Here is an 18,604-nt window from a genome sequence, read left to right as displayed (position 1 = left end):
CCATTTTTTGTAGGTGGCCGGATGATAGGACAGCCAACTACACGAATGGAAGAGGTCGCTGTCTTGTGGGGCCCTGTGCATGAGAAAACCGTTGTCAATGTTTGCGCCCGGGCAAGACCTTCGCCTCGGCGACTTGGATTTCACGAGCCGACTCGCGGTCAAAATGCTAGGATGAACATCACGCATGACGAACCGCCAGGCAGGCCCAAGAAGACCGCGCTCCAGCAGATTCAGGAGCAGTTCGAGCGTCAGATGCGCCCGCTGCGCCAAATCCAAGAGATGCCGGACCTCGTGAAGCGTTACCAGCTGGAGGGGTTGACGCGACAGTTCGAGCCGCACCGCCAGATTCAGGAAATGCTGGAGCGCTCGGTGGTCCCCAAGCATGTCCAAGAAATCATCGATGGGTCGTCCATCGCTGCGCAGGCGAAGCGCATGATGGAACAGTACTTCCCAAAAGACACGTTCGCCAGCCTCGGTATGTACAACGACACCATTCGGCGAGCGGCTGGCCTGACTATCAAGAACGAGGCCATGCGAAGGGCGGCAGGCCTCGACTCAATCAACGATATCGCCAAGCACTATGCGCGGAACCTGAAGCCGATCTCTGTGCATCAAGAGATGCTGGAGAAGCTTCGGCGCCAAGCCTTTGGCGGACTCTCGGCTGTCGACTTTGCGCGCCAACTGGAGGAGGCAAACCCCGCGATACGGGCAATGGAGGAGGCCAAGAAGTCGTTGGACCACTTTTGGCCGACGTTGCGCGAGATTGACTTCAGCCAGTTCGAGGCTAGTGAGATAGACGAACAGGAGACCAAGCAGGCCGCGGAGTCCATAACTCAGGTGGCCGCTGAGCAGGAGTCGTTCCAGGAGGCGGTCGAGAGCATCGTCCTCGCCATCCAGGCGCAGCAGAAGCCCACAGTGCAGCTGATGCTGTGGCTGTTTTTCCGCACGGTAATGGACTGGTTGATTGCCGGCGCCATAGGGGCGGCCATGGGGCACTACGCGCCGGCGGTGCTGGGCGAGAGCCCGCAGGCAGCCAAGAAGGCGGTGCAGGAGAACGCGCGCACGGTAGTGGGGTCACCGCAACTGCTGGTGGAGTACCGCTACGTCTCGGCCAAGGTGCTCATTGTTCGGCAGAACCCTAGAGCCCGCTCGCCGGAGGTCGGGCGCCTGTCTTTCGGCAAGGCGGTGAAACTGCTGAAGAAGGAGAAAGACTTCGCTTTGGTCCTACGGACCGACAAGGAGAGCGGTGCCGAGATTCAAGGCTGGGTGTTCTCCCGCCATCTTGGCAAGTTCAACTGAACGTCCCGAGCGAGGGTCGTGCGCGTCCGCGTTGGTCCGTCTGTCTGAGGTGAGCAAGACTCGGGCGAGCTGCGCTGCTGTACGTCGAACAGTTGACACCTGAGGCGCTGCCGGCCTCCTGGGCGTGCGTCACGCTTAATGGCGCTTACCGGAAGTTCGTGCGCCGCAGGCGACAGACGGCAACCGCTGCGAAGCTCCCGTGCTCCCACCCATGTTCAGTACACGCCGACGCCAATAACGAACTGTCTCAGTACTCGCATGACGCCTCTCCTGAGGATGTGACCCCAGGCAGTGGGGATCTTTTCGAGGTGTCTCGATGAGTAGGCTCTGCAGGTTTGGTGCTGCAGTGAGGCCATCCAACCTGATGTTGGTAGCTTGGTAGTCGAAATCGATTGCTGAGATTGCTTGCCTTCCTTGTGGCGCATTGCTCCCCTGGGATACGAGATCCCCAGTGGGTCGCCCCTATAGGGCTGGAGTGCGAGGACAATGCCGTCTCCTCCACTTAGTTTTGCAGGTGGTCGTATGGGTATAAGACCGCCCTAAACTGCTTCACGAAGCGCTACGCGCTACGGTCAACAGCAGCCCGTGGGTTGGAATGGCGGGAGCAGGCTCACGTGATCTGACGACACAGAGAGGGAGAACGACATGGGTGACATCAATATCCCCCGCAGCGAGCAGGACGCGCTGGGGAATATCGACAGCGAAGTGCTTCGCGTGCTCATCGAACAGTGCCTGCGGGACGAGCGACTGTCCGCGCTGCGACAGCTCCGACTGGACGGCTGCGGGATTTTCGTCTCGACGAAACGGCACGCCTTCGAGCGGGCGCTCGACGCGTACGGGAGAGCGAAAGCCGACAAGAAACGTGCGGAGACTCTGCGCGAAGCGCTCAGCGCAGGTAACGCCCTGCTGAACGCGGTACAGCAGATGCAGTACCGCATGGAGATTGAAGCGGAGGAAGGAGAGCGCTTCTACATCGACGCCCTGATCAGGCCGCACCATGCTTTCAGCACACAGTTGTTTGTACGCGTGAGCTATCGATGGCGCCTTTCGCCAGCGGAGCCATGGGTACACAGCGACATCACCTTCCTCTACGACGTCGACTTGCGGCCCGACTACACCCCGCTGCTGCCAGCTCGCAAGCCGAGCGCCGCTAGGCAGACGCAGGAGCGCCAGGAGGCCCTACACCACGAGTGGGAGCACCTCAAGGACCAAGCGCTTTTTTCCGTCAGGGACTATTTCAGGGGCGGAGGCAAGGGTACGGAAGTCCCGAAGACCTTCCAGGTGAAGCCCGATCCCTACACCCGTGGGCTCAACAACTTCAGCGCCAAGTTATGGCCTGACCGGCCTTGACACCGGCGTCTAGCAAAATGCGTCATCGACAGGCACCCCTTTGCCGGCGCTCCGAAATTTCTATGCATTTCGATCACGAAAGTAGGGATGTGATTCATGCAAGAGGATGAACTGCCGGACCTGGCCTCCTTCCTGCGGGAAGTGGCGATGTGCCCTAACGGCGTCAAGTCGATTCACGACGATCTTGTGGCGCTGCATCGGTATGTCGGACTGCCAAGCGATACGGGAAGCTTCAAACGCAGTGATGTCGAGGAATGTCTGCGCGAGGGTATTGCCGCGTCGTTCCACTCCGGACATCGCCGTGCACTGCAGCAGTTCAGATCCTTGCGCAGGGAAATTCTGTATACGCATGTACTGGATAGGACTCCGCTCGGCGCGGACTTCGCTGTGGTTTGCATTGTGGTCGATGCTCTTCGGTCGCGCCAAGGGACGTCAGACGTCACGCCCCGTGGCGACTGGAGGCTGGCGGTGCAGCGGGCCGTCGAATACGAAACCCTGCGCGCCAATGACTACTCGACGCAGACGTCACATATACAGATTCAATTTCGACGGGACCTCGAAGTCGCGCGGGCCGCCCTCAGACTCAGGGACAAAGGCTATATGCTGCGTCGCGAGCCGGGAAAGATCTTTATCGAGCCCGCAGACGAGGATCGGCTCGTCGACAGGCTCCAGCGGATCGTGGCATGTTTCCCCGGTTTCCGGGTGTCCCAGAAGTTGTTCTCGCTTCTGTCCGCTGTATACGACAGCGGACAAGAGAGATACCACTACGGAAGACGCCCTTCCCAGATCGGAGAAGGCAGCCCGCAGATTCCGATCAATTTCCTGCTGCAGCTGTGCGCGAAACATGCTTCTGGAAAAAAGCCGTATCGCGGCGACGAGAGTTCGTGGCGCGAGCTCATCGCACTAAGCACGGATTACGCCGCGCTGTTCGACGTGCAGCCGTACAGCACTTTCGGACTGCTGTTTAAAGATACGAAGACGCTCGTCCCGTTTCTGCAGGAGCTGGCGTTGTATGACTCGCTGTTCGCGATCACGCAGACTCGACCGTCGGACGTCATGAAACTGCTACGCGGTCTGCTCGGTTCGCTCGATCCGGACCAAAAGAGGGGCAGCGGCTGGACGCTCAACGACCTGTTCGCGGTGGGTGATGCGATCCTCGCAAGCGGTGGAGCGCGTGGCTCGTCTTTCGTCAGCCACGCGTCAATCGCCGCGCGCTGTTCGGGCGTTGATGCTCGAATCGTGAAATTCGCGTTGGACGAAGTCTTCAGCCATGCATATCCGGGTGCCAACCAGCGTTTCAACAAGCCAACCGACGCGCCGGAGGATGCACTGCCTCGCGAGAAGCGCGCCGGGCACGATTTCTTCGAACGCCCGCTGTTGGCCACCCGCGATGGCGGCTTCATGCTGTTCGAGAAAGCGCTGGTTGCCCCAGCCATTATTGAGGCTGTGTTCACAGTCCTTCGGTCGACGAAATTGAAGAATTTCGAATCCATTGTGGGCGAGGAGATGGAGCGCTTTCTCCGGCAGGAGTTGGGCGCCCATGGGATCGTGGCCCTACAGGGCGACTACGACGATTCGCTCGGATCGCACGGGGAATGCGACATCGTCATCGAATGTCCAGAAACGGTGATCTTCATCGAGATGAAGAAACAACCGCTCACGCGAAAGGCTCAGGCAGGCTCCGACACCGCGTTGCTCATGGACATGGCGGCAAGCTTGTTGCTCGCCCAACTGCAGGCGGGGTGGCATGAGATCAGGATTCGCCGTGATGGGTTCCTGCTCCTCGAGAAGGATGGCCAGCGCCGTCGCGTTGAGCTCAACGGAAGGGCGATTGAGCGCATTGCCGTTACCCTGTTTGACTACGGCGGCTTCCAGGATCGGATACTGCTCCAGCAGTTTCTTCAGGTGCAGCTTGCGACGGGGTACGTCCACGTCGATCCCGCACTCCAAGCGAAATTCGACAAGATCAATGCACAGCTGGAGGAGCTTCGAACCCAGGTCAACCAGCTGCAGCCATTAATGGGACAGAAGGGAGAGGCCGCGCGATTTTTCAACTGTTGGTTCCTGAGCATTCCGCAGTTCTTGGTGCTTCTGGACGGAGTAGATTCACCCGCAGCCTTGAGGGCCGCCCTGTGGAACACCCGGCACGCTTCGCTGGGTACGCTGGATTTCTATTTCGAACATGCGCACATGAAGCAACTGAAGGGGTAGGCGGCGGTACGCGTTGACCCGTCAGCAGCCTTGCCCTTATCGGCCAGGGGCGTCTGTTGCATCAGGAGCCAGCTGGCTGGTTATGCTGAACCGAGACATTCGCAATTTGCAGCCACAACGACCGCTGCTTTCAGCATCGGTCATTTGGCACAGCCTGTCGGCGTGCTAAGGCGGCCGCGCCCGCCGCCGTAGTAGGCGCTTCGATGGCATGAGGAATCGCGCCGCGTACTGATTTCCTTAGCGGAAATCACTCATGACATGCTGTGCTTGAACAATTCGGTCGGGCGACAACGCGCACGCAGAGCGCGCAAGCGGGCAGAGACCCTGGGTCACCCGAGTAGCATCGCGCAGAACGCAAAGTAATACTGCTCGCTACAGGGAAACGAGCATGGCGTAGTCCTTGAGCGAGGTTCTTTTCCAGCGCGGTGAGTGTCTGCATGTTGACCCGCACCGGTCTCCGGCATGCGAACGGCTAACAGCAGTAACCGCTGCGGACCAGTCGATTGAAACGGCTACGGCGGGACCAGGCTGATCTGAGTCATCCGCGGTCCAGTGCATGAGCGGCAGCAGCCGCAAACATCCATCGTTTCACGTCACCGACCTGGAACGGTCGCCTCGCTCTCGAAATCTACCGCTCGATCGCGCGGTTCGCTGCGAGCCGGGCACTGCGTTTCACGCGAGACGACCTACCACGACATCTGCGCCATACGTGTGGGCGAGTTGTGCAAAAAAAACATAGCCACATTGCGCCATACCCCTAACAATCGCGTACCGAATAGCAAGTGCCAGGAGCGCAGACGCCAGACTCCAGGCAAGCAGCGCATCCATGTGCGCACACCCGAGATTGACAACCGCCAATACTCTGGAAACCGGGAGGGAAACTTGACCAAAGTTGAAGGCAATGAATGTGCAGCGGGTACCTCGATGGCACCTGGGGAAACGGCGCTGTTCCAGTGCCAGCCCGCGCTACGGGAAGGCTCGTACTCCCAGGTTGTGCTGGGGCGACCCATTCACTCGGCCGTGATGACGGAAATCAACACCGCGCTCTCACCGATCGGCATCGCGAGTGCCGACATCGTCATGAGCGAAGGCGGCCCCGGCGAAGGCTCAATCACCTGCGAAGTCAATCTTGAAAACATCGTCCGATTCAGAAGGCAACCGCCAGGGCTGGACACGCTGGGTTCGCCGTCGGGGCTGGAGGGCAAAGATGACAAACAGGCAATACGCAGCGTGTTGTCACCACTTTCACCAACAGGAGAAACCCATGGGCATTCAACTCAATTTCATCAATAAATCCAACGACACGAACAACTCGGAGGTCGTGATATTCCAAAAGAACGTCGCGACCAACTTTGACGAGCTCGCGGTGGCCTGGCAGGTCATCAAGTACTGCGCTCCAGGCGACAACCATCCGTTCACCTTTCCCATGAGCATGCAGGTCGGGGCCAGTGACAGCTATGGCAACTACACCCCACAGCTGGACGGGGAGCATGGTCAGCTGTTTCAGACGGAACCGACGACCTCGGGATACCGCCTTGTGCCCGCTGATGCCTGCGCCAGCTCCAAGGAGGTGCAGGTGCTCAATGCGCTGCCCAAGGGTGCTATCAACGCCAGCTGCTACAAGGATGGCAAGCTCCTGGCCATCAAGACCTCGATCGCACCGCAGCAAAAGGCGGTGTTTGAGTTCAAGCCCACCATCTGGATCGGCGCGGCCTCGCAGATCGTGCAGGGCCAGGTCATGGACTCGGCGATCATCTCCAACATCAACACCGAGCTGTCCCTGCAGGGTATTGCCAGCGCCGACATCGTCATGACTGGCGGCGGCCCTGGCGCCAATGCGACGCCTTTCGCATTCCACCTCGAAAACATCGTGATGTGCTGACGCCGCAGCAACCGCATGCGGCCACCCAGCCGCAGCGCTGGTCGAGGAGATGGCTGCCGCTGCCAGCAGTTTGAGCCACTAGGCCCAGGCATTGATGGAGTCTGTGGCTGTATTCAAGCTGGATTTATGAACGCTTCCCAGCGGCTACTCGTCAGGGTATCTCCCAGCCCGCCTCCCACTGCAATCCTCCGCAGCCTAGTGGACTGCTCTGCCGGCCAAGGCCAACCGCTGTCCGAGTTTCTCTCGACCGTCGAGGAGATCGAGCAACTGACCGGGCTGAGCTGTAGCGAAGAAGTGCTGGATGCCGATACCCGATATGGAGAAGCATCGCCGCTACCAGTTGGACAAGATAAAGAGCTTCCCCTTTTCTTCATACCCACGTCACGCCCAACTGATTCACTGGAGCCAATCAAGCACTTCATCCGAATGCGCCCAGGCGAACGCTTCAACACCTGCACCCACTTGTTTGGGTTTGCATTGGCTGTTTTAGGCGTTCCACTCATGCTCACGGCCAGCCTGCCCACTGGCAACGTGGGAAAGATCGTTGGGGGGCTGGTTTTTGCGCTGTCCTGCGTTGCACTGTATGCCGCATCCACCTTCTTCCATGGCTCGCATGGGCAAGCGAAGTTGTGGTGGCAACGTGCTGACCACTGTGCAATCTACTTGCTCATTGCTGGCAGCTATACGCCCTTTGTATTGGTTGCGGTGCAGGGTGCCTGGGACTGGGCCCGCCTGGTGGCAGTGTGGAGCATTGCCCTGCTGGGAATAGCGCGCGAACTTGGTGTCGACTCCCCAAAACCGCCCCTGGCACTCTACATTGGAATGGGGTGGGTCATGGTGGTTGCTGCCGTACCGCTGCTTGCCCAGATCGACGCGAGAGGGCTACAGTGGTTGCTCATCGGGGCAGCCCTCTACACAGCTGGAACGGTCTTCTACGTCAATCGCGCTGGATATCGCCATGCGCATGGAGTTTGGCACTTGTTTGTACTGGGTGGAACGGCGAGCCACTATGCAGCGGTTGTCAGAGTCGTTATGTGAGCTTGGAGGTTGAAGTTCAGCAACAGCACAACTGAGCTCGAACCGAGGTGTCCGTGAGCAGTCGAGCGCAACGTGTGATCAAGCAGCATCTTGGCCCGCGCCTTCTTTGTAGCCTTGACGGATGCCTCTCGCCTCGCCGCCAACCAGCCCACGCTGGGCCAAGCCTTGGAATCCTTGTCTGCCATCTCGCGGCACAGCAATTGACGGTACTTCGTTTCGGCGCCCGAGTCCGCGCTGCAGACATTCCGAAAGTGTGAAGCGCCCAAGTCACTCGGCAGCCTAGGTCATCGGATCATTCGGTAAACCGTCCAAGCCACTGCGGACCGGGCACCAACGTATTCACATGTGCGCAAGGTCGCGCAGATCACTCCAGGGCGCACTCCGATGCTTAGCCTGAGACCATTCCGGTGCAATTTATTTAGAAAGCTCGCTAAACAACGACTGCGTCACGAAACCGCAATATGGCAGTCGTAACATTTAGACACAACGCCCTTCGGCTCTTGCCACGCCTCATGCCCGAAACCACCGAATACCTGCGCGATTTCCGGCCCCGATTCCGCCAGCCCAGCGCGGCCGATCTGTGCATCGAAGTGCCGTGCATGACCACTGATCAGACAAACGACAAAGTGATGGAGGTATTCAACCGCCACCGCGACCTCGTGAGCCTCCCCGTCGTGGAAGGCAATCAGCCGATCGGCCTCATCAATCGCAGTATCTTCTTGTCACAGATGAGCAAGCAGTTCCGGCAAGAACTGTACGGTAGAAAGAGCTGTATCGCGTTCATGGACAAGGAGCCGTTGATCGTCGACGAGGCCCTGGACATCGATGCGCTGACGTTCAAAACGGTGGAGTACGGAGAGAAAGCCCTGTCCGACGGCTTCATCATCACGCGCGACGGCGCTTTCGCGGGCATCGGCAACGGTTTGCAGCTTATGCGGGTCGTGGCAGATATGCAGGCCTCTCGAAACCGCCAGATCATGCACAGCATTGAGTATGCGAGTGTGATTCAGCAGTCCACTCTGCGCAGCTCCCTGGATGCCTTGGCACGGGCCTGTCCAGATGCCAACCTGGTTTGGCAGCCGCGGGACATCGTCGGAGGCGACTTCTACCAGTTCAGCACAGATTCAGACGGTTGGTTCGCCACGGTGGCCGATTGCACAGGGCATGGGGTTCCTGGCGCATTCATGACTTTGATTGCGTCCACCAGCCTGAACCAGGCTATTGAGCAAAACGGTCCTCGGGACCCCGCGAGATTGCTGGGCCATGTCAATCGAAGCATCAAGCAGATGCTGGGCCAGATGAACGGCCAGGATGGGACGCCCGGTTCTGATGACGGCATGGACGCTGCCTGCTTCTGGTTTGAGCCTGCCAACGGCCGGCTGATCTTTGCAGGGGCACGACTTTCAATGTTCGTACTCCGCCCTGAAGCCGATGCCGTGGAGATGCTCGATGCACAACGCAGGGGAGTGGGCTATGTGGACAGCGACTTCGACTACGCATGGCAGAACCAGGAAGCAATTCTTCCCCCGGGGAGTGTGGTCTTCGTCAGTACCGATGGGCTGGTTGACCAGATCGGCGGGCCTCGCGGCATTGCTTTCGGCAAGCGGCGCGTTCGGGAGCTATTGCTCGAGCACAAAGAAAAGACACCTACAGAGCTCAACGCGGCATTGCTGGAATCGCTCCGCATTTGGCAGGGCGAGCACCACCGGCGCGATGACCTCACCTTCTTCTGCTTCCGCACATAGACAGATATGACGTCCCACAAAATTGCCGACAAGTACGGCTCGTTCTTCAGCCTGGCGCGCGAGCACCAGGTTATCTTCTATTACGTAGGGTACTTCTCACAGCACATCGTGGCCGCGATGGCCGATGCGGTGAAGCTCCAACTGGAAGTCGCCGGGGTCGCCGCACCAACCCGACGTAAGCTTTTCTCGTCGTTTGTCGAGATGGCGCAGAACATCATTCATTACTCAGCGGACTCGCTTACCCCCGCCAGTCTAAACGATGGCGAACTGCGCCATGGCTCGGTTTGCATTCGCCGCGAACTCGACGGTAGCTTTTCCCTGCTCTGTGCGAATCCCATTGAACCTCTGATGGCCGAGGAGCTTCGCGTGAAGCTGACTGCGCTGCGCAGCATGACGCTCGAAGAGATCAAGCTGGCCTACCGCCAGACGCTGCGTGAGGACACGCCGGATGGGAGCAAGGGTGCGGGATTGGGGTTCCTGACCGTCGCGCGGGACGCTCGAGAGCCTCTTGAGTTTGATTTCGACGCCACCAATGAGTCTGGCGATTCCCCCGTCTTTTATCTGAAGGCGGCAATCTAAGCACTGAGAGCCGACGAATCGAGACTACTGATGGACAACCTCTATATCCCACCGACGCCAAGTTCGCCCGAGGTGGACTTCAAGTTTGACACGCGCAATCTCAGCCTGCGGGGCGAGTCATATCCCGAAAACGCAGCAGCCTTCTATGGGGACATCGTCGCGAAGCTAAGAGAGTTTCTGGCTACACAAAGCGAAATCACGTTGGAAGTGAACATCGCATTGGCTTACTTCAATAGCTCCAGCACGAAAATGCTGTTCAACCTCATTGAAGCGCTAGACAACGCCGCCGCGGCAGGAAACCGCGTCGTGCTCAATTGGTATCACGACGAAGAAGATGACACCATTCTCGAGTTCGGCCAGGAACTGAGTGAAGATTTCCCGGCCATCGAGTTCGTCAACCATTCGGTCGGAGCCGCTTGAATGCTAGGCGCTCCCGCGAGGCACGCCCCCGACATTTTTGACGCAGAGAATCAAACGCTACTGGCGGCCAGGGCTGCACACGCGGCCTGCCCAAGCTCCGCGCAAGAAGCATGTGGGCAAGCGCTTGGCGACTTGATCCTTGCCTACGAGCGACTTCTTCGGGAAACGCGTAGGCTCGTGCGTCGCAGCGACCGGGCCGAGCTGGAAATGAACCAGATGAACACGCGACTTCAGGACCTGGCCGCCGAGCTGGAACACCGCGCCAATCACGACCCGCTCACCGGCGTCCTCAACCGGGCGGCTGTCATTGATTTGGTCAATCGACACTTCGGCCGGGAAGATCTCGCGTTGATCGTTCTAGACATCGATCATTTCAAGCGAATCAACGACAGCTTCGGGCATCCGGTGGGTGACCGGGTCATCCAGGGGGTAGTGGCTTGCCTTCAGGCTGTCGTTCCTACGACCGCTCACATCGGGCGTGTTGGGGGCGAAGAGTTCACTGTCGTGCTTCCGCATCATGGTGGAGCGGCATCCGAGCGCGTAGCGCAAGATTTGCGCCACGCTATCGAAGCCTACGCATTCGATCTGCCTGACGGGAGTAGCGTCACTGCCAGCTTTGGGGTGTGCTGGGGGCCCGCCGGCAGTGACTTCGACAGCGCGTACGGCCTTGCCGATGAAGCGCTCTACGTCGCCAAGCGAGGGGGCCGAAACCAGGTCCGCCTCGCGACCAACGCCTTGCCGTCTGCCGAGCATGTTGTCTGAGACTGAGGGGCGCTGGACCGATGGAGGGTTGACCACTCATGAAGCAGCACGACAAGACGAGCGCAACAGCAGAACAAGTTGGCGAATACTCGTCGTGGACGGTGATCCCGACGTTCACACTGCAACTCTGAGTGCGCTTGAGGGCCAAACGCTGTTTGGACGACCCTTGGCATTCACGCATGCGTTCTCGGACGACGAAGCACGGTTGCTGCTGCTGCGTGCACATGACCTCGCCATGGTCATACTCGACGTGGGGGCGGAGCAGGCCAGCTCGGAACTCGACCTGGTCGACTTCATCCGCCATTCCGCGGGCCTGAGAAACACCCGCATCGTCCTTCGAACGGGTCAACCGGGGCAGGTCCCTGATTTGGAAACACTGCTCAGGTACGACATCAACGACTACCGGACCAAGGCGGAACTCACTAGAGATCGGCTTCTGGCCATGGTCGTGACAGCAATTCGGTCTTACAAACAGCTCTGCGCTGTAGATGCCAGCCGATCAAGCCTCGAACTTATCGTGCGATCAAGCGCATCTCTTCTCGAAACAAAGGGCGATTACGAGTTCGCTTCGGCTGTGCTGACCCAAATCTCCGCGCTGCTGAAAGTAAAACGAGAAGGCATGGTCTGCGCGCAGCGTGGGGAAAGCCAGCGTGACTACTACGTGATGGCGGCATCCGGGAAATTTTCCGAGTTTGTGGATCTCCCGCTCGATCTGGTGACGCCAGGACCGGAACTGGACCTGCTTCTCAAGTCGGCGGAAAGCAAAAGCAACATCTACGGCAAGGACGGGGGGCTGGCGCTGCACATCGGGCACAAGGATGAACAAGACCTCGTCGTGTTCATCCACGTGCCCAGGGACCACCACGGACTTGACCGGCAGGTACTGGACGTGCTGCGCGCCAATTTCGGAACCCTCCTGCACAACCGAGGTCTCCTTAGTCGTTTGCATGAGAGTGCATACCATGACCCATTGGTCAACCTTCCCAATCGCGCGCACTTTGTCCACGAGGTCAACGAGTGCTCACGGCATGGAACGAACGGCCACATTCTGGCATTGGTCGACATCGACGACTTCAGCGCTACGAACGACGTGATGGGTCACCGGTTCGGTGACCGGCTTCTGGAAAAGGTCGCCCGCTGCCTCGAAGCGTCTTTGCCTCCTAGTGTGCTGCTGGCCCGTCTCGGGGCGGATACCTTCGGCGTCCTCGGATCTGTACGACACGTACAGCCTAGACAGTTGCTGGAGTGCATCAGGCACCCACTGAACATTGATGGCGTGCCGCACAAGGTCTCGCTCACCTGTGGGTATGTGCTTTTGCCAGAGGAGCCACGAGCAGGAGCTGACTTGGTCAAGGATGCCACCATTGCCCTCAAACGTGCCAAGCGAGACTACCGAGGTCAAGAACTCCAGTACGCAGATCTGATGGGCACGGAAGCACGAGCTCGAGCATTGCTGCGATCTGAACTGAGAGAAGCCATTGAGAACAAGCAGCTGTTCCTTGTCTATCAGCCCCAACTGAACCTCTGTAGCCATACTCTGGTCGGGCTCGAGGCTCTGCTGCGATGGCGAAAGGGCGACGGGAGTTTTGTCCCTCCAGATCAGTTCATCCCCGTTGCCGAACATTCTGGCCTCATCGTGGGATTGGGCGAGTGGGTTCTCAACACAGCCTGTTCAACGATGCGCGAGCTTCTGAACGCAGGTACCGCCCCACAGAGAATGGCCGTGAATGTTTCCACGGTGCAGTTGCAGGACCCTGGATTCTTTGACCTTGTCTGCGCAGCGCTGGCGACCAACGGGTTGCAGGGCCTACACCTGGAGCTGGAGATCACTGAGTCAGTCGCTGCGCTTCCGACTCAATTCTTGGAGCAAACCCTCTCAGCCCTACGCGCGCAGGGCATATCCATTGCAATCGATGACTTCGGGACCGGATACTCGTCGCTGAGCTATCTTGAGCGGCTGCCTCTGGATCGCATCAAGATTGATCGTTCCTTTGTTCGTCAGTTGAGTGAGCCTCGCAGCGCCCGAATCGCCGAGATGGTGGCTCAATTGGGGCGAAAGCTGGGGCTCAGCGTATTGGCTGAAGGAATTGAGGATGCGACTGTCTGGAATGCACTCGTCGGAATGGACTGCCAGGAAGGCCAGGGATACCACATCGCAATGCCTATGGAAGCGCATGCGCTGGTTGCCTGGGTGCAGCGTCATATGGAGCGAAGGGCCTTAGTCCCAAAAAGCTGCTAAAGAATCTCTGCACGAATCCCTTTTGGCCGTGCAACTACGGTATCTGAGCAGTTGGCGCCGATGTAGAAGTAAGCCACTTTTGACTCATTTGCCGACGACCCCGCGATCCACGCGAGTGGCTCTATCCCCACACGCCTGTTGGGTTCGGGGGCGGAACAAGTGGCGCAGTCGAAGGTCGGCGCGGTGGCTCACTCCGGTCTCGGCGGCAGCAAGCCTGACCGTCGGCATCATTCTGGTCCAGTCCAAGGCGCGACCAATCAGCCCTCGCGGAAGGCGGTTGCCTCAACGCGGTGTCTGCCCAGACTTGGTAGACGCCGCGGGCTTCACCAGCCGCGCGATCTCACCACCGCACGCGCTGAAGTTGCGGGCGTATTCCTCGGGGTTGTCGAACATCACCTGGGCTTGCATCAGGCGGTCGAGTTCCTGTTTTGCGTAGAGCAGGATGCCCGCGCTGCTGCTGCCCGAAGCCCAGGGATAGTCCAGCTCGCGGAACTGGCGCGCGATGTCGCGGTGAATGCGCACATGCGTCTGCTCGTGTTTCATCACGTGCGCATAGGCACAGCTGCCCGGCGGGATCTCGCTGGCTACGCGCAGCACCGGTTTGATGTAATCCAACCGCACGAAGACGCCCTGGCAACTGGTCTGCGGCATCACCGCCAGCTTGGTCTCGACAACGACGTGGCCGAGTTGCGTACCGCTGCGGCCGGCGCCCGCGCCGATCTTCGTCAGTTCGGCGGCCGGTTTGGCGTTGTCCACTTCCGGGTCGGCGAACCAAGCCGCAGTGAAACGCACCGCCTTGTCGCAGGGAGGCAGGTTGGCGGACTGCGCTTGGAAGCAGGCGCTGGCCAGCAGCAGAGCGAGGAGGCTTTTCATCGTAACCTTCTGGTTATCGGCAAGACGCGCTCTTCCTGAAGCGGTGGCCGCAAGGCGGCTAGCCTGACCGGGGCGGACGAGTATGCCCGGCGCCGGCTGGTCGCCTGTTGGCGTTTTTTTAGCCTCTGATCGCATTGCCTGAAATCGCATTCGACCTGTTTTTGCATCGGCGCAATGGCTCGCATCCCGCCCAGCTTTGGTTCAGAGGACTAATCTAGGACGAGTCGATTTCTCTGCCTGCGTTGGGCATTTCGGGAGCTTCCGAATTCTTCAACAGAATAGACCCGAAAGCAGATATCCCTGAGATCGGGAAAGGTCGGCCGTGCACAGAGGACGCCAGACCAGCCCGAGGATCCTGCCTGCCCGCTGCGCCTGCTACTATGTTGCACTGCAACATTGTTTGCGCCAATGAGATCATGGACCTCGACGACCCCTACCACGAACTCGGCTTGGCACCAGGCTCCAGCGATGCCGAGGTGAAGGTTGCGTGGCGCCGCCTGTCCGCACGCTGGCACCCAGATCGCAACAACAGCCCGCATGCCCTGCGAAAGATTCAGCGTATCAATCGGGCGCTGGAAATGATCCGCAACGCCCGGTCCGAACCGGAGGCTGATACCGAAGATCCCACCCCCGGTGCGGAACAATCCACCGTCGAGCACACCATCAACCTCACGCTCGAGGAGGTGGTGAGCGGTTGTGTCAGGGAAGTTCGAGGCGAGGTGATCGAAGACTGCGCCGAGTGCACCGGCAGTGGCCTGCAACTGCAGGCTACCGAGTGCAGTGAATGCGGTGGCGCCGGCCACATCCGGCAGCATCTCTGGTTCGCCTGGATCTTGTCCACGGTCAAATGCGCAGCCTGCCAGGGACAGGGGAAGACGCGCCACAGCTGCGCTGCCTGCGCGGCTAGCGGTAAGGCACCGCCGAGCAAGTACCGCTGCCGGGTGCCGGTCGCGCCAGGCGCGCGCGCTGGCGACCTGCTCCATGTCTCCGCCCGAGTGAAAGGCAATCGACGCCAGCACAAGCTAGCGCTGCGCGTGCGCGTGGATCTGCAGCCGCACGAATTCTTCACGGCTGAAGCCGATGGGACCTTGAAGTGCGAGCTGCCCGTCGATGGGTTTGCATGGATGGCCAATCGCTGGATTGAGGTTCCAACCCCCCGCGGGCTGCAACAGATGAAGCTGCGGCGGGGCCATCTGAACTACCGCATCAAAAACGCGGGCCTGCCGTGGACGAACGAGGCAGAGGCAGGGGACTGCATTGTCACCGTCGTACCGATGTTTCCACAGGAGTTTAGCCAGGAGCAGGAGGCCGTGATCGATCGGCTGGTGGTCAGCAACTCCGGGACGGCCGGAACGCCGGCAGGTGATCGCATGGCAGCATGGAGCCGGTTGGTGAACAACTGGCAGGATCGGCGCAGGTGAGATCCTCGATGACCATCTGCATGGTGGACTGATGGCGACTCGCTTTGACCAAGATCATCGGTACTGAGCTGTTGTTGGCCGCCAAGTTATGTCCGACTTGTTCAGGCTGGTTGCAGTCATACGCTGACTGCAAACGAATGAGTACTATCGGCGAACTGCGGACATTCACACCCTGTCTGTACAAAATATGAATCGACCAGTTGCTGACATAGCAAACAAAAAATGGGTTGTCGCCAGCGATGTTCGAAATCGAGATGGAATTGGCATCGAACTTTATGTCGATGAAACTCTAGTTTTAGAGATTTTCCGCGACGATACAAAGATGACCCGTGAGGTAACCCTGCACAAACAAGAGGTCTCACTGGAACTTCTTGAGGAGGCAATTGCCACCTTCAAGAAGGAAATTCCACAGGACTTTTTAGACTAGTTGCGTGGCTACTTTGCGGCTTTCGGCCAGGAGCTGACTTTTCACGGACGGGTACATGGCATATTTCAAAGTCGAAAGCACACCTGAAATCTACGCCTTACACAGGGTCTTCCGGGAAGCTAAGTTCTCTATAGAGCCTCACGACGACGAGATTGCGGACAGCCCTCTTGTAAATGCGATGTTCCTGCGAGTGATGGACGTTATCGTTGAGCAGAGCGTCCAAGAAGACGGTGACGCTGCTCGGGAACGGTGGGCTACGTGGCTCGCCATCGATGCGTCGCGCGATGAATGGCATGCCGCCTTGCATCGAGCGACAAAGATTGCAAGTTGGGCAACAATGACCTCTCATGAGAAATGCAGCAGAGCGCGAGATATCCTTTGTCCTTTCGCATGCTCGCCCGAACTCCTCGCCGAGTTCGTCGCCCGAGTAGATGCCAATGCCGCTGCCTGAGCGATGTAGGCTTCGGGCCGGCTAGCGTCTCTCGCCGTGGGGCAGAATTCGGCCAGAACCGGACATTCAATATGACCCCTCGTTTCTCTGTGGATTTCAACGAACTCCTTGAGAGCGATCTCGTCATGCTGTCCCAGACTGACCTCCGGAAGGAGATAGATGGCTCGCTCGTGCTGCTTGTTGATGGTCTACCCATTGAGGTCCAACAAGAAAGTTTCTATGACGACGGCACGCACGAAGTGCTGTTTGCTCGCGGAGTCGTCGAAATCAACTCAACGGGCACCTGGTCTCACGTCAAGTGGTGCTGTCGATTTGACTCTGAGGGTGTCTACGACATCGCAGGTCAATAATGCATGCTGCAGGCATTTTCGGCATGCCGTGCATCGGCTCAATTCGGCCAGAAGCAGTCGATCGCGGCAGTTGAAAGCGGACGTTTAACGCCTGAGTTCAACCGCCTGACCCGCTTCGGGCCTGTCGGCTACACCGAGTTGTTAGGCAAGTCCTCGTTCCTCAATCCTCGACCTTTGTGAGTTTAATTGTAACGAAGTGACTCGCTGCGGTACTCTCAAATGGATGCCTCTCCTGGTCCTTCTCGACCCGCGCGTTATGGAGAATCGTAACCATATCGAAGACGCCCTTGTGCAGCTTCTTCGCAAGCGAAACGTCGTCCAGATGCCTCTCAAATCTAGCTCGCGGCAGGACCAACGGCTGTTCATTGAGAGCCTGAGATTCCACCTCCACTACTTGACGCTTGCAATGCGCAAGTTCATCACGGATCCGAAAAAGGGGTTTAAGCAGTTGAAACGGTTCCCTCGCCGGGTCAGTGGAGAAGGGGATGTATGCCTCAAGCAACTTTATCTTCTCCGCCGTGTTCAATCTCCTTTCAACCAGCCCCCAAACCGCCTCGGGGATGGAGACCGCGCAAACATCATTGACATATGCTTCTAGAGCGAAGGCGCTCATTGCATAGACTGTTGCCACGTGAAGCGACCGCAGTTTTTCGTCCGCATCCGCCCTTGCAAGCGCGAGCTCTGCAGCCTTATACATAAGGTAGTGCGGGTGCGCAATCGAGTATGCCGAGGTGATCTGACTCATACCGCCTCCCTTTCTCTTCTTGCCGCCTAACGCAGAGTTAACCTGGCCACAACGGTGGACGTCTTGCTCGCGTGGCGGAGGATATGTAGGCTGAGCCACGCGGGCAAGGCGGCCAGCCGTTGGCGCTCCGGTTGAGCGCAGAGCTAGGCATCACCCTGCAACCTGACTGACACTTCATGGAGCTTCTGAGCTATTGCAGCAGACTCATCGATAAGCATGTTCATGAGCTCAATCGGAATCGAATCGCTGGTTGTCCCATCCTTGAACTGCTTGAAGTCAGGCACTCCAAGTACATCCGGCGGGTCTACATCCGCGTTGCTACCGGGTTTCCATGTTGGAAGGGCTGGATTGTGTGCAATGCGATTCCTCCAGACGGCAAGCTCACGGGCTCTTTCCCATTGTTCGATTGCAGCTGTTCGCTCTGTCTCTTGGAGCTTCGGGGCAGCGGCCAGCAGTTCCACGAGACGGTCGATGCGCTTCCCGAAGAGGCGATCTACGTTCTTCACGAAGTCTTCTCTCGAGGACTCAAGAAGCATGAGCTGCTGGTAGGTGATCAGTTCAATGCCGCCAAAGTTCAGGATGAAGCTACCGATCTTCGTCGGCCACGCGCCAAGGTAAGGAGCATTGAGGACAACGCCCATGTTCGCGAATCCCGGTTTTGTGGCTGCCATTGTGATGCCTAACGCCCAAGGTAAGCGGCGCCGTAGCACCGTAGGTGAGGAGGGCACCAACGCAGGCCATCAGAACGCCGAAGGCATGGCCTGTGTTGGCGTCCGCTTGACCGCCCAGTTAGGCTTTGGTGAGTATGCATA

General features: G+C 58.7%; 19 protein-coding genes. 16 read left to right on the top strand and 3 right to left on the bottom strand.

Annotation, left to right across the window (positions count from 1 at the left end; translation table 11 throughout):
- Window positions 1-171: 171 nt before the first annotated feature.
- From AC2YJX_RS01495 to AC2YJX_RS01445, 11 genes are all read left to right on the top strand, one after another.
- Window positions 172-1,299: an SH3 domain-containing protein gene (locus tag AC2YJX_RS01495; RefSeq protein ID WP_487255066.1), complete on the top strand. Its 1,128-nt coding sequence runs from the start codon at window positions 172-174 to the stop codon at window positions 1,297-1,299.
- 645 nt (window positions 1,300-1,944) lie between these two features.
- A complete protein-coding gene (locus AC2YJX_RS01490; RefSeq protein WP_487255065.1) occupies window positions 1,945-2,649 on the top strand; it encodes a hypothetical protein in 705 nt (234 codons plus the stop codon).
- A gap of 96 nt (window positions 2,650-2,745) precedes the next feature.
- On the top strand, window positions 2,746-4,860 hold the full coding sequence (locus AC2YJX_RS01485) for a hypothetical protein (protein WP_487255064.1): 2,115 nt from the start codon (window positions 2,746-2,748) through the stop codon (window positions 4,858-4,860).
- 882 nt (window positions 4,861-5,742) lie between these two features.
- Window positions 5,743-6,153, top strand: a complete 411-nt coding sequence (locus AC2YJX_RS01480) for a hypothetical protein (RefSeq protein ID WP_487255063.1) — start codon at window positions 5,743-5,745, stop codon at window positions 6,151-6,153.
- On the top strand, window positions 6,125-6,742 hold the full coding sequence (locus tag AC2YJX_RS01475) for a hypothetical protein (protein ID WP_487255062.1): 618 nt from the start codon (window positions 6,125-6,127) through the stop codon (window positions 6,740-6,742). The genes AC2YJX_RS01480 and AC2YJX_RS01475 overlap by 29 nt, the downstream gene beginning before the upstream one ends.
- Before the next feature lie 126 nt (window positions 6,743-6,868).
- On the top strand, window positions 6,869-7,780 hold the full coding sequence (trhA, locus tag AC2YJX_RS01470) for a PAQR family membrane homeostasis protein TrhA (protein WP_487255061.1): 912 nt from the start codon (window positions 6,869-6,871) through the stop codon (window positions 7,778-7,780).
- Window positions 7,781-8,292: 512 nt separating this feature from the next.
- The gene (locus AC2YJX_RS01465; protein WP_487255060.1) at window positions 8,293-9,525 is read left to right on the top strand and encodes a SpoIIE family protein phosphatase; all 1,233 of its coding nucleotides are present in this window, start codon (window positions 8,293-8,295) and stop codon (window positions 9,523-9,525) included.
- Window positions 9,526-9,531: 6 nt separating this feature from the next.
- On the top strand, window positions 9,532-10,104 hold the full coding sequence (locus AC2YJX_RS01460; protein ID WP_487255059.1) for a SiaB family protein kinase: 573 nt from the start codon (window positions 9,532-9,534) through the stop codon (window positions 10,102-10,104).
- A 30-nt stretch (window positions 10,105-10,134) separates the two neighbouring features.
- Window positions 10,135-10,524, top strand: a complete 390-nt coding sequence (locus AC2YJX_RS01455) for a DUF1987 domain-containing protein (RefSeq protein WP_487255058.1) — start codon at window positions 10,135-10,137, stop codon at window positions 10,522-10,524.
- Window positions 10,525-11,286, top strand: coding sequence for a GGDEF domain-containing protein (locus tag AC2YJX_RS01450; RefSeq protein ID WP_487255057.1), 762 nt, complete (start codon window positions 10,525-10,527; stop codon window positions 11,284-11,286). It begins immediately after the preceding gene.
- A 94-nt stretch (window positions 11,287-11,380) separates the two neighbouring features.
- Window positions 11,381-13,525 carry a putative bifunctional diguanylate cyclase/phosphodiesterase gene (locus AC2YJX_RS01445; RefSeq protein WP_487255410.1) on the top strand — a complete coding sequence of 715 codons (2,145 nt, stop codon included), beginning with the start codon at window positions 11,381-11,383 and terminating at the stop codon, window positions 13,523-13,525.
- A 282-nt stretch (window positions 13,526-13,807) separates the two neighbouring features.
- Here the strand turns inward: AC2YJX_RS01445 and AC2YJX_RS01440 are convergent, their stop codons facing one another.
- Window positions 13,808-14,398: a hypothetical protein gene (locus AC2YJX_RS01440; protein ID WP_487255056.1), complete on the bottom strand. Its 591-nt coding sequence runs from the start codon at window positions 14,396-14,398 to the stop codon at window positions 13,808-13,810.
- A gap of 416 nt (window positions 14,399-14,814) precedes the next feature.
- Here AC2YJX_RS01440 and AC2YJX_RS01435 point away from each other — a divergent pair, with 416 nt between their 5' ends.
- From AC2YJX_RS01435 to AC2YJX_RS01415, 5 genes are all read left to right on the top strand, one after another.
- On the top strand, window positions 14,815-15,819 hold the full coding sequence (locus AC2YJX_RS01435; RefSeq protein WP_487255055.1) for a DnaJ C-terminal domain-containing protein: 1,005 nt from the start codon (window positions 14,815-14,817) through the stop codon (window positions 15,817-15,819).
- Between the two features lie 187 nt (window positions 15,820-16,006).
- Window positions 16,007-16,246, top strand: coding sequence for a hypothetical protein (locus AC2YJX_RS01430; protein WP_487255054.1), 240 nt, complete (start codon window positions 16,007-16,009; stop codon window positions 16,244-16,246).
- A 55-nt stretch (window positions 16,247-16,301) separates the two neighbouring features.
- On the top strand, window positions 16,302-16,697 hold the full coding sequence (locus tag AC2YJX_RS01425) for a hypothetical protein (RefSeq protein WP_487255053.1): 396 nt from the start codon (window positions 16,302-16,304) through the stop codon (window positions 16,695-16,697).
- 71 nt (window positions 16,698-16,768) lie between these two features.
- The gene (locus AC2YJX_RS01420; RefSeq protein ID WP_218299348.1) at window positions 16,769-17,047 is read left to right on the top strand and encodes a hypothetical protein; all 279 of its coding nucleotides are present in this window, start codon (window positions 16,769-16,771) and stop codon (window positions 17,045-17,047) included.
- Window positions 17,048-17,050: 3 nt separating this feature from the next.
- Window positions 17,051-17,227 carry a hypothetical protein gene (locus AC2YJX_RS01415; protein ID WP_487255052.1) on the top strand — a complete coding sequence of 59 codons (177 nt, stop codon included), beginning with the start codon at window positions 17,051-17,053 and terminating at the stop codon, window positions 17,225-17,227.
- Here AC2YJX_RS01415 and AC2YJX_RS01410 read toward each other — a convergent pair.
- Both AC2YJX_RS01410 and AC2YJX_RS01405 read right to left on the bottom strand, forming a co-directional pair.
- Window positions 17,208-17,792 carry a hypothetical protein gene (locus AC2YJX_RS01410; RefSeq protein ID WP_487255051.1) on the bottom strand — a complete coding sequence of 195 codons (585 nt, stop codon included), beginning with the start codon at window positions 17,790-17,792 and terminating at the stop codon, window positions 17,208-17,210. The two genes, AC2YJX_RS01415 and AC2YJX_RS01410, sit on opposite strands and share 20 nt — an antisense overlap.
- A gap of 143 nt (window positions 17,793-17,935) precedes the next feature.
- Complete coding sequence (locus AC2YJX_RS01405; protein WP_487255050.1) at window positions 17,936-18,433, bottom strand: hypothetical protein; 498 nt, start codon at window positions 18,431-18,433, stop codon at window positions 17,936-17,938.
- Between the last annotated feature and the right edge of the window lie 171 nt (window positions 18,434-18,604).

Source organism: Acidovorax sp. SRI_002 (assembly GCF_057586455.1).
Note: the sequence above shows the minus strand (reverse complement) of the source record. Positions and strands in the feature narration are given on the sequence as shown.